12 protein-coding genes are annotated in these 10,593 nt (G+C 64.9%); 10 read left to right on the forward strand and 2 right to left on the reverse strand.

Annotated features, from left to right (window positions below; all coding sequences use genetic code 11):
• Positions 1–77: 77 nt before the first annotated feature.
• Complete coding sequence (gene infC / locus J2X50_RS16560; RefSeq protein WP_347965817.1) at positions 78–614, reverse strand: translation initiation factor IF-3; 537 nt, start codon at positions 612–614, stop codon at positions 78–80.
• A 199-nt stretch (positions 615–813) separates the two neighbouring features.
• On the opposite strand from infC, the gene J2X50_RS16565 reads away from it, so the two are divergent.
• The 10 genes from J2X50_RS16565 (at position 814) to J2X50_RS16610 (ending at position 10,187) form a co-directional block, all read left to right on the forward strand.
• Positions 814–1,587 carry an alpha/beta hydrolase gene (locus J2X50_RS16565; protein WP_429096635.1) on the forward strand — a complete coding sequence of 258 codons (774 nt, stop codon included), beginning with the start codon at positions 814–816 and terminating at the stop codon, positions 1,585–1,587.
• Positions 1,587–2,771: a benzoate/H(+) symporter BenE family transporter gene (locus J2X50_RS16570; RefSeq protein WP_429096637.1), complete on the forward strand. Its 1,185-nt coding sequence runs from the start codon at positions 1,587–1,589 to the stop codon at positions 2,769–2,771. Before J2X50_RS16565 ends, J2X50_RS16570 begins: the two co-directional genes overlap by 1 nt.
• Before the next feature lie 77 nt (positions 2,772–2,848).
• Positions 2,849–3,289, forward strand: coding sequence for a DUF2852 domain-containing protein (locus J2X50_RS16575; protein ID WP_429096638.1), 441 nt, complete (start codon positions 2,849–2,851; stop codon positions 3,287–3,289).
• Between the two features lie 94 nt (positions 3,290–3,383).
• Entirely contained in the window at positions 3,384–4,136 is a 753-nt protein-coding gene (locus tag J2X50_RS16580; protein WP_429096640.1) for a M48 family metallopeptidase, read from the forward strand.
• Positions 4,137–4,290: 154 nt separating this feature from the next.
• Entirely contained in the window at positions 4,291–4,950 is a 660-nt protein-coding gene (locus J2X50_RS16585) for a phosphoribosylanthranilate isomerase (RefSeq protein WP_429096679.1), read from the forward strand.
• Between the two features lie 29 nt (positions 4,951–4,979).
• On the forward strand, positions 4,980–6,200 hold the full coding sequence (trpB, locus tag J2X50_RS16590; protein ID WP_429096642.1) for a tryptophan synthase subunit beta: 1,221 nt from the start codon (positions 4,980–4,982) through the stop codon (positions 6,198–6,200).
• 414 nt (positions 6,201–6,614) lie between these two features.
• Positions 6,615–6,995, forward strand: coding sequence for an NYN domain-containing protein (locus J2X50_RS16595; RefSeq protein ID WP_429096680.1), 381 nt, complete (start codon positions 6,615–6,617; stop codon positions 6,993–6,995).
• 49 nt (positions 6,996–7,044) lie between these two features.
• Positions 7,045–7,860 (forward strand): tryptophan synthase subunit alpha, encoded by an 816-nt coding sequence (gene trpA / locus J2X50_RS16600; RefSeq protein WP_429096682.1) that lies wholly within the window; start codon positions 7,045–7,047, stop codon positions 7,858–7,860.
• A gap of 36 nt (positions 7,861–7,896) precedes the next feature.
• Positions 7,897–8,820, forward strand: a complete 924-nt coding sequence (gene accD / locus J2X50_RS16605) for an acetyl-CoA carboxylase, carboxyltransferase subunit beta (RefSeq protein WP_429096644.1) — start codon at positions 7,897–7,899, stop codon at positions 8,818–8,820.
• Between the two features lie 35 nt (positions 8,821–8,855).
• Entirely contained in the window at positions 8,856–10,187 is a 1,332-nt protein-coding gene (locus tag J2X50_RS16610) for a bifunctional folylpolyglutamate synthase/dihydrofolate synthase (protein WP_429096646.1), read from the forward strand.
• Between the two features lie 66 nt (positions 10,188–10,253).
• Here J2X50_RS16610 and trxA read toward each other — a convergent pair whose 3' ends face one another.
• Positions 10,254–10,574 carry a thioredoxin gene (gene trxA / locus J2X50_RS16615; protein ID WP_429096647.1) on the reverse strand — a complete coding sequence of 107 codons (321 nt, stop codon included), beginning with the start codon at positions 10,572–10,574 and terminating at the stop codon, positions 10,254–10,256.
• Between the last annotated feature and the right edge of the window lie 19 nt (positions 10,575–10,593).

Here is a 10,593-nt window from a genome sequence, read left to right on the forward strand (position 1 = left end):
GCCTGAAAGGCCCGGCCGCTAGGCGCCCCACCATGGAAGGATATGCCGGCCCCGGCTCATGCCGGGGCATTGCGGCATCAGCGTGGCGCCAGCACCATCATCATCTGGCGACCTTCGAGCTTGGGCTCGGCTTCGACCTTGGCGATCGTTGCGACTTCCTCACGGACCTTGTTGAGGAGCTGCATGCCGAGTTCCATATGCGCCATCTCGCGGCCGCGGAAGCGCAGCGTCAGCTTGACCTTGTCGCCTTCCTCGAAGAAGCGGCGCACCGCCTTCATCTTCACCTCGTAGTCGTGGCTGTCGATGTTCGGGCGCATCTTGATCTCCTTGATCTCGATGACCCGCTGGTTCTTGCGCGCTTCGGCCGCCTTCTTCTGGTTGGCGTATTTCAGCTTGCCGAGGTCGAGGATCTTGACGACGGGCGGCGTGGCGTTGGGGGAGATTTCGACGAGGTCGAGGCCGGCCTCTTCGGCAGCCAGGAGCGCTTCGTTGATGGAGACGTCGCCGCGGTTCTGGCCGTCGGCGTCGATGAGCTGGACCCGGGGAACCCGGATGTCGCGGTTGGAGCGCGGGCCGTCCTTGGTGGGCGCGGCTGCTTTAAAAGGTCTGCGAATGGTCGTGGTCTCCTCGAGCCATTGACGTCGGTGGGTTTCGGACGCGCCAATGTGGGTAGCGCGCGGGCGATGTCAATAGCACAGCAATCACAACAAATCACCAGCATCTGTTTCTGCGGACTGCGCCAAACGAAGGTTTTTCGCGGGACTGTTCGCCATTGCCGAGCTGTGCCACAAGTCCGGGCCAAGGGGATCTGACATGACCGCAAGTGCTCCGGCCTTCATCGAAGTCGACGGCAACCGCATCGCCTACCGCAAGCAGACGGGCAAGGCGGCGGGCGTGGTCTGGCTCGGTGGCTACAAGTCCGACATGCTGGGTACCAAGGCCGAGACGCTGGCTGCCTGGGCAGCGGGCGAAGGCCGGAGCTTCCTGCGCCACGACTATTCCGGCCATGGCGAGAGCAGCGGTGCTTTCGCCGACGGCACGATCTCCAAATGGCTGGCCGAGAGCCTCGCCGTGTTTCGGCAGTTCACCGACGGCCCGCAGGTGCTGGTCGGCTCGTCGATGGGCGCATGGATCGCGCTCAGGATGAAGGCCGAGCTCAACCAGGCGGGCGAGGGGGACCGGGTCGCGGGGTTGGTGCTGCTTGCGCCCGCGCCGGATTTCACCGCCGAGCTGGTGGAACCGCAACTGACCGAAGCGCAGCGCCGCGACCTTGTCGAAATGGGCTATTTCGAAGAGCCGTCGGAATATTCGCCCGAGCCCTACATCTACACCCGCGCGCTGATCGAGGACGGACGCCAAAATCTCGTCATGACCGGTCCGATCCACACCCACTGCCCCATCCACATCATCCAGGGCCTGGCCGACCCCGACGTGCCGCACAGCCATGCACTGAAGCTGATGAGCCTTTTGCCCGCCGACGACGCGACGCTGTCCCTGGTGCCCGGTGGCGACCACCGCCTTTCGCGGCCACAGGATCTCGAGCTGATCACCCGCGCGGTCGGCGAAACGATCGGACGGGCGGGCTGATGCGCGCTTCGATCCCGATCTCGGCCTTCGTCGCGGCGATTGTCGGCTTCGGCGGCACGCTCGCCATCATCATCGCCGCAGCGAACGCGGTGGGAGCGACGCACATACAGACGGCAAGCTGGGTCACCGCCATCTGCCTCGCCATGGCCTTCGAGACAGCATGGCTGTCATGGCGGACGAAGATGCCTGTCATCTCCGCCTGGTCGACGCCGGGGGCAGCGCTGATCGCCGCCAGCAGCGGCTTCACCATCGGCGAGGCCGTCGGCGCTTTCCTGGTCGCCGGAACGCTGCTGGTGCTGACCGGGCTGGTCAAGCCGCTGACGCAACTGATCTCGCGCATCCCGGCCTCGGTGGCCTCGGGCATGCTCGCCGGCATCGTCGTCACTTTCGCCATCAACGCAGCCAGAACGGTGCCGTCCGACCCATGGCTGGTCGTGCCTCTGATCGCGGCCTTCTTCCTGATCCGGCTGTACAATCCGGCGCTGTCGGTGCTGGTGGTCCTGGTCGGCGGCGGGCTTGCCGCATTCCTCACCGGCCGCGTCGGCAGCCTGCCGGCGCCGGAGCTTTCGACGCTGACGCTGATCATGCCCGAGTTCAGCCTCGGCGCCATTTTCGGCCTGGCTCTACCGCTCTACCTCGTCACCATGGCTTCGCAGAACCTGTCGGGCCTCGCCGTGCTGCGCGCCGCCGGCTACCACCCCGAACCAGGCCCGCTGATCGGGGTGACCGGGCTGTTCTCGATCCTGTCGGCGCCCTTCGGCGCCTCGACCACCAACCTGGCGGCGATCTCGGCGGCGATCTGCACCGGCCCCGACGTGCACCCCGACATGGCCGAGCGCTGGAAGACCGGGCCGTTCTACGCGCTTGCCTATGTCGCCTTCGCCGCCTTCGGCGCCTCGCTGGTGGCGATCTTCGCGGTGCTGCCGCCGAGCCTGATCGTGCTGGTGGCGGGACTGGCGCTGATGGCCTCGCTCGCCAATGCGCTGGCGATCGCGCTCAAGGACGACCATCACCGCATGGCCGCGACGACGGCCTTCGTCGTGACGGCATCCGGGCTCACCCTGTTCGGCGTCGGCTCGGCGTTCTGGGGCCTTGTCGCAGGGCTAGTAGTGCTGATCCTGGAGAACCTCAAAAAAGGATCGCCTTTCCAGAGCCTTGTGCGGTTTTGGACGACGCCATCTTGAATCGCCATTTTTGCCATCCCATGTCGATTGGAGCAGCTTTTTCCCCGGCTGCCTCGAACAAAGGAACGGCAATCTAGATGACCACGACTGCACTGATCCGTCCGGCTTGGACGCCGGCAACCATCGCGTTGATGGTGATCGGCTTCATGGTGTTCTGGCCGCTCGGCCTCGCCATGCTTGCCTACATCATCTGGGGCGACCGGCTTGACGGCTTCAAGCGTGACGTGAACCGCGCGACGGACGGCGTCTTCGCCGGCTGCCGCCGGGCTTCCTACCGGGCCAACGCCCGCACCGGCAACGTCGCCTTCGACGACTGGCGCGAGAAGGAACTCGAGCGCCTCGATGAGGAGCGCCGCAAGCTCGACGAGATGCGCGACGAGTTCGACGCATATGCCCGCGAACTGCGCAGGGCCAAGGACCAGGACGAGTTCGACCGCTTCATGGCGAACCGCAACAAGCCGACCGCGCCCACGGTCACGCCCAAGAAGGGTGGCAAGTCCGGCCTGCTCGACGACTGAGGCAACGCCTCGACGATGAACGCCAACGGCGCCGTGAACGCGGCGCCGTTTTTGTTTCCGCAAATTCCAGTCCGAATCACCTATTGTCCCGCCCATGCCCTTCGGTTTCCTGAGAAAGCTCCGCGAGCCGGCTCCCGTGCAGGAGCGCGAGCACGTCGTGGCCGGCCGGACGCTGCCGCTGCGCATCGTCGAGAACGACCGGGCGCGGCGGCTGACGCTGCGCATCGACGCGGGCGGCCGAGGCCTGCGCATCACCGTGCCGCCGGGGCTGCGCCAGGGCGAGGTCGAGCGCTTCCTCACCCGCCACCAGGGCTGGCTCGAGCAGCGGCTTGCCAAGGTGCCGGACCGGCCCCAGGTGCGCCCCGGCATCAAGATCCCCATTCGCGGTGTACCGCACCTCATCGTTCACGAGGGCGGCACGCGCGGCACCGTGCGCCAGTCGCAGGGCGAGGACGGTCCGACACTCGTCGTGCATGGCGACCGCGCGCATCTGGCCCGCCGCGTTGCCGATTTCCTCAAGCGCGAGGCCAAGCGCGACATCGAGGCGCTGGTGGCCAGGCACTGCGAAGCCGCCGGCCGCCGCGCCAAGGCGGTCCGCTTCCGCGACACCTCAAGCCGCTGGGGCTCGTGCACCTCGGACGGCACGCTGTCCTTCTCGTGGCGGATCATGATGGCGCCAACGCCAGTCATCAACTACCTCGTCGCCCATGAGGTCGCGCATCTCCGCGAGATGAACCACGGCCCGCAATTCTGGAAGCTGTGCGAGGAGCTCTGCCCCGACACCGAGCGCTGCAAGGCATGGCTCAAGCGCAATGGCGGGGCGCTGCAGGCGATCGTGTTCGAGTGAGCGAGTAGGGAATAGCGAATAGTGAGTAGTGGGCTGGTGCCTGGGACCATGCGCCCGGACCAAACCGACCAGCCGCGGCAGACTATTCGCTACTCACTACTCCCTACTCGCTGTTTTCCTCGACTCCGCCGCCTTTTCATGCCAATCCCGGCCCATGGCACTCGACATCAAGATCTGCGGCCTGAGCACCGCCGACACGCTTGAAGCCGCGCTCGGCAATGGCGCGAGCCATGTCGGATTCATCTTCTTCGCCAAGAGCCCGCGCAACGTTTCGCCCACTCTTGCCGGGCAGCTGCGACGGGCGGCGAAGGGTCGGGCGCAGGCAGTCGCCGTAACCGTCGATGCCGACGACGCTTCCCTTGACGCAATCGTGGCCGCGGTGGCACCCGACATGCTGCAGCTGCACGGCAAGGAGACGCCCCAGCGCGTCGCCGAGGTGAAAGCGCGCTACGGCCTGCCGGTGATGAAGGCTTTCTCCATTCGCGAAGCCAAGGATTTCGTCGCGATCGTGCCCTATCGCGGCATAGCCGACCGCCTGCTTTTCGACGCCAAGCCGCCTGCCGGCTCCGAATTGCCCGGCGGCAATGGCGTTTCCTTCGACTGGCGGCTGCTCGCGGGCCTTGACGCCTCCGTCGATTACATGCTTTCCGGTGGCTTGAACGCCGCCAATATCGGCGACGCCCTCAGGTCTGCTGCCCCGCCCGGCATCGATATTTCCTCGGGCGTGGAAAGCGCACCGGGCGTCAAGGATGCGGCGCTGATCGACAATTTCTTCAGGGCCGTCCGGGCCGCGCGCGAAGACAGCGCCGCCTGAGTGAGCCTCCAGACGCAAGGAGATCGGCCTTGAACCAGCCGGCAGAGCCCAATTCCTTCCGCACCGGACCCGACGAGCAGGGCATGTTCGGCATCTTCGGCGGCCGCTTCGTCGCCGAGACGCTGATGCCGCTGATCCTCGACCTGCAGCGCCACTGGGATGAGGCGAAGAACGATCCGGCCTTCAAGGCGGAGCTCAACGAGCTGTCGACCTACTATGCCGGACGGCCGTCGAAGCTCTACTACGCCGAAGGCCTGACCCGCCATCTCGGCGGCGCCAAGATCTACTTCAAGCGCGAGGACCTGAACCATACGGGCTCGCACAAGATCAACAACTGCCTTGGCCAGATCCTGCTCGCCAAGCGCATGGGCAAGACCCGCATCATCGCCGAGACGGGCGCCGGCCAACACGGCGTGGCCTCCGCCACGGTCGCTGCCCGCTTCGGCTTCCCGTGCTTCGTCTACATGGGCGCCACCGACGTCGAGCGGCAGAAGCCCAACGTCTTCCGCATGAAGCTGCTGGGCGCCGAAGTGCGGCCGGTCAGCGCCGGCCACGGCACGCTGAAGGACGCCATGAACGAGGCACTGCGCGACTGGGTCACCAACGTGCACGACACCTATTACCTGATCGGCACCGCCGCCGGCCCGCACCCCTATCCGGAACTGGTGCGCGACTTCCAGTCGGTGATCGGCTCCGAGGCGCGCCAGCAGGTGCTGGAACAGGAAGGCCGCCTGCCCGACATGATCGTCGCAGCCGTCGGCGGCGGCTCCAACGCCATCGGCCTGTTCCATCCCTTCCTCGATGACCGCAGCGTCAAGATCGTCGGTATCGAAGCCGGCGGACGCGGCCTCGACGGCATCGAGCACTGCGCCTCGATGAATGCGGGCAAGCCCGGCGTGCTGCACGGCAACCGCACCTACCTGCTGCAGAATGCGGACGGCCAGATCCTCGACGGCCACTCGATCTCGGCCGGCCTCGACTATCCAGGCGTCGGCCCCGAGCATTCGTGGCTGCGCGACACCGGCCGCGTCGACTACCAGCCGATCCTCGACGACGAGGCGCTCGACGCGTTCCAGTTGACCACCAAGGTGGAGGGCATCATCCCGGCACTCGAATCCGCCCACGCGATTGCCTATGCGGTGAAGACCGCACCGACGATGGGCAAGGACAAGATCATGATCGTCAACCTGTCCGGCCGCGGCGACAAGGACGTGCACACCGTTGCCAAGATGCTGGGCATGGAGATCTGAACACGTTCAATTTGTGCTGGATGCGGGCACTACCACAAAATATGGGAAGAGCTATTGACTCTTTTGCCTTGTTGAGTCCGACGCGCATGAGTCGCATTGCTTCTCGGGAGCAAATCACCTATCGTTCTAAAGTGTAATCCCGCATGGTTCGCCCAGCGGCCCCCACGGGTTCCGGCTCGTGGGGTTTATTTTTTCTGCGGCTTGGATCAAATAGCCGCATGAGATCTTCGTTCTTCATAGACGGGTTCAATCTTTATCATGCGCTTAGGCGCCTTGATGGGGCGCACCTAAAATGGGTGAATTTGCGCGCACTGATGGAACGTCAGACTTCACGATCCGAAACAATATCAACGATTTACTACTTCTCAGCGTATGCTGATTGGCTGCCGGGACCACGTAGTCGCCATGAAAAGTATGTATCGGCCTTGTCGGCAATACTGCAGTCATTGCAAGCAGACTACAATCGGACACGAGGAAAAGGAAACAGACGTAAACATTGCTCTTTGCATGCTCAACGAGGCTTACAAAGACAGCTATGATCGAGCATACGTAGTCTCCCGCGACAGTGACCTAAAACCGGCCATAGCCATGGTCCGAAGCGTATTTCCCCACAAGGAGATAGTCGTCGTTGCGCCACCGCATTTCGGCCACTCAACCGACTTGCTGAGCGTAGCCAACGGCAAGCGCAAGATATCGAAATCCCAAATTGAGCAATGCCTCTTCCCCGAAATCGTCCTCGATCCGGGTGGCAATGTTGCAGCCGTCCGTCCGCCGGAGTATCAGCCTCCTGCATGATGACAAAAGCAAGGTAGCTATTTTGACCGTCACCCGCATCGACCGCCGCATGGCGAAGCTGAAGGCCGAGGGACGCCCGGCGCTCGTGACCTATTTCATGGGCGGCGACCCCGACTACGAGACCTCGCTGTCGATCATGAAGGCGCTGCCCAAGGCCGGCAGCGACATCATCGAGCTCGGCATGCCCTTCTCCGACCCGATGGCCGACGGCCCGGCGATCCAGGCCGCCGGCCTGCGCGCGCTGAAGGCCGGCCAGACGCTGAAGAAGACGCTGCAGATGGCGCGCGAGTTCCGCAAGGACGACAACGATACGCCGATCGTGATGATGGGCTACTACAACCCGATCTACATCTACGGCGTCGACCGCTTCCTGGCGGACGCTACGGCCGCGGGCATCGACGGCCTGATCGTCGTCGACCTGCCGCCGGAAATGGACGCCGAACTCTGCATTCCGGCGCTCGAGGCCGGCATCAACTTCATCCGCCTGGCGACGCCGACGACCGACGACAAGCGCCTACCCAAGGTGCTCGAGAACACGTCAGGCTTCGTCTACTACGTATCGATGACCGGCATCACCGGCTCGGCGCTGGCCGACACATCGAAGGTGTCCGAGGCGGTGAAGCGCATCAAGGCGCATACCGACCTGCCGGTCTGCGTCGGCTTCGGCGTCAAGACCGCCGAACAGGCGCGCACCATCGGCGCCTCGGCCGACGGCGTGGTCGTCGGCACGGCGATCGTCAATGCTGTAGCCAATGTCATCGGGCCGAAGGGCGAGAAGACCGCCGACCCGGCCGAGGCGGTGGCGACGCTGGTCAACGGCTTGTCCCAAGGCATTCGTGCCGCGCGCCTTGCCGCCGCCCAATAAATATCCCATGTCCTAGGTTCGAAGAGGACCAAAACCATGAACTGGATCACGAACTTCGTTCGTCCGAAGATCAACTCGATGCTCGGCCGTCGCGAGATGCCGGAAAACCTCTGGATCAAGGATCCCGAGAGCGGCGAGATGGTGTTCCACAAGGACCTCGAGGAAAACCAGTACGTCATCCCGTCGTCGGGCCACCACATGAAGATCTCGGCGAAGGAGCGGCTGCGCTTCTTCTTCGACGACGGCCGCTATGAGGTCATCGACAACCCGAAGGTCGTGGTCGACCCGCTGAAGTTCCGCGACGAGAAGCGTTATGTCGACCGCCTGAAGGACGCCAAGGCCAAGACCGGCCTTGAGGACGCGATCCTGTCTGCCACCGGCAGGATCGAGGGCCTGCCCGTCGTCGTCACCGTGCAGGACTTCGCCTTCATGGGCGGTTCGCTCGGCATGGCCGCCGGCGACGCCATCATCCGCGCCTTCGAAGTGGCGCTGGAGAAGAAGCGGCCGCTGATCCTGTTCGCGGCCTCGGGCGGCGCGCGCATGCAGGAGGGCATCTTGTCCCTCATGCAGCTGCCGCGCACGACGGTGGCGCTCGACCGGCTCAAGGAAGCCGGCCTGCCCTACATCGTGGTGCTGACCAACCCGACCACCGGCGGCGTGACCGCCTCCTATGCGATGCTGGGCGACGTGCACATCGCAGAGCCGGGCGCGCTGATCGGCTTCGCCGGCCCGCGCGTCATCGAACAGACCATCCGCGAGAAGCTGCCCGACGGCTTCCAGCGCTCCGAATACCTGATGGAGCACGGCATGGTCGACATGGTGGTGTCGCGGCTGGAGCTGAAGTCGACCATCGCCAACCTGCTCAAGATCCTGGTCAAGGCGCCGGTGGAAGCCAAGCCGGCCGAGGCCGGGATCCTGCCGCCTATCGCGTCGGCGCCGGAGCGCCGCCCGCAGGCCTGATCCGACCATAGCAGCGTAGTGCCCGGGGAAATGCCATGACCACGCTCGAAGCCGACGTCGAAATCGAGCGCCTTCTGGCGCTGCACCCGAAAGGCTTCGACCTTTCGCTCGACCGTATCACCCGGCTGCTCGACAGGCTCGGCAATCCGCAGGACCACATCCCGCCGGTGATCCACATTGCCGGCACCAACGGCAAGGGCTCGTGCGCGGCGTTCTCGCGCGCCCTGCTTGAGGCGCAGGGTCGGCTCGTCCACGTCCATACCTCGCCGCATCTGGTGAACTGGCACGAGCGCTACCGCCTGGCCGCACCCGGCGGCGGCAAGCTGGTGGCCGATGACGTGCTGGCGGATGCGGTGCGCCGCGTCGGCGGGGCCAATCGGGGCGAAAAGATCACCGTCTTCGAGATCCTGACCGCCGTCACCTTCGTGCTGTTCTCCGAGCATCCGGCCGACGCTTGCATCATCGAGGTGGGGCTTGGCGGACGTTTCGACGCCACCAACGTGATCAGTAAGCCGGCCTGCTCGGTGATCATGCCAGTCTCGATGGACCACGAAGCCTATCTCGGCGACAAGGTCGAGCTGATCGCCGCCGAGAAGGCCGGCATCGTCAAGCGCGGCTGCCCGGTGGTCATCGGCGCCCAGGAAACCGAGGCGGCGCAGCAGGTGCTGATCGACACGGCCGAACGGCTGAATTGCCCGCTCGAGGTCTATGGCCAGGATTTCGTTGCCTTCGAGGAAAACGGCCGCATGGTCTACCAGGACCAGACCGGGCTCATGGATCTCACTCCGCCGCGCCTGCCGGGCCGCCACCAGTACGCCAATGCGGCGGCGGCGATCGCGGCGGTGAAATCCGCCGGCTTCCCCGTCGATGAGCGCATCGCCGACAAGGCGATGGCCTTGGTCATCTGGCCCGGCCGCATGCAGCGCCTGCCGCAAGGCGCGCTGACCGATCTCGCGCCCAAGGGCGCCGAAGTATGGATCGACGGCGGCCACAATCCGGGCGCCGGCACCGTGATCGCCGAGGCGCTGACCGAACAGGAAGAGAAAGTGCAGCGGCCGCTGTTCCTGATCTCCGGCATGATCAACACCAAGGACCAGACCGGTTATTTCCGCCCGTTCCACGGCATGGCGCGGCACGTCTACACCGTGCCGGTGCGGATGAGCGAAAGCGGCGTGCCCAACGAAGAGCTGGCCGTGCGCGCCACCGAGGCCGGGCTTTCGGCCGAGCCGGTGAGTTCGGTCGCCAATGCGCTGATGCTGCTGCGCGATACCTGGGACGAGAACGAACCGGCGCCACGCATCCTGATCGGCGGCTCGCTCTATCTGGTGGGCGAGGTGCTGGCCGAGAACGGCACGCCGCCGACCTGATCCTCACGAATTCCCAACAAAAAAGCCCGGCACTGCCGGGCTTTTTCGTATTCGAAAGCGGTTCGCTCAGACGTTGCCGGCGATCCAGTGAGACAGGGCGGTCTTGGGGGCCGCGCCAACCTTGATGTCGGCCACTTCGCCGCCCTTGAAGATCATCAGCGTCGGGATCGAGCGCACGCCGAACTGGGCGGCGATTTCGGGGTTCTCGTCGATGTTGACCTTGGTGATCTTCACCTTGCCGGCCAGCTCGTCGGAGATTTCCTCGAGCGACGGACCGATCATCTTGCAGGGGCCGCACCATTCCGCCCAGAAATCGACCACGACGGGCTCCTTGGCTTCGAGCACGCCGGTCTTGAAGTTGCTGTTGTCGATCTTGACGGTGGCCATGATGCCGATCCTCTTGCGG

Source organism: Aminobacter sp. BE322 (assembly GCF_050433525.1).
Classification (GTDB): domain Bacteria; phylum Pseudomonadota; class Alphaproteobacteria; order Rhizobiales; family Rhizobiaceae; genus Aminobacter.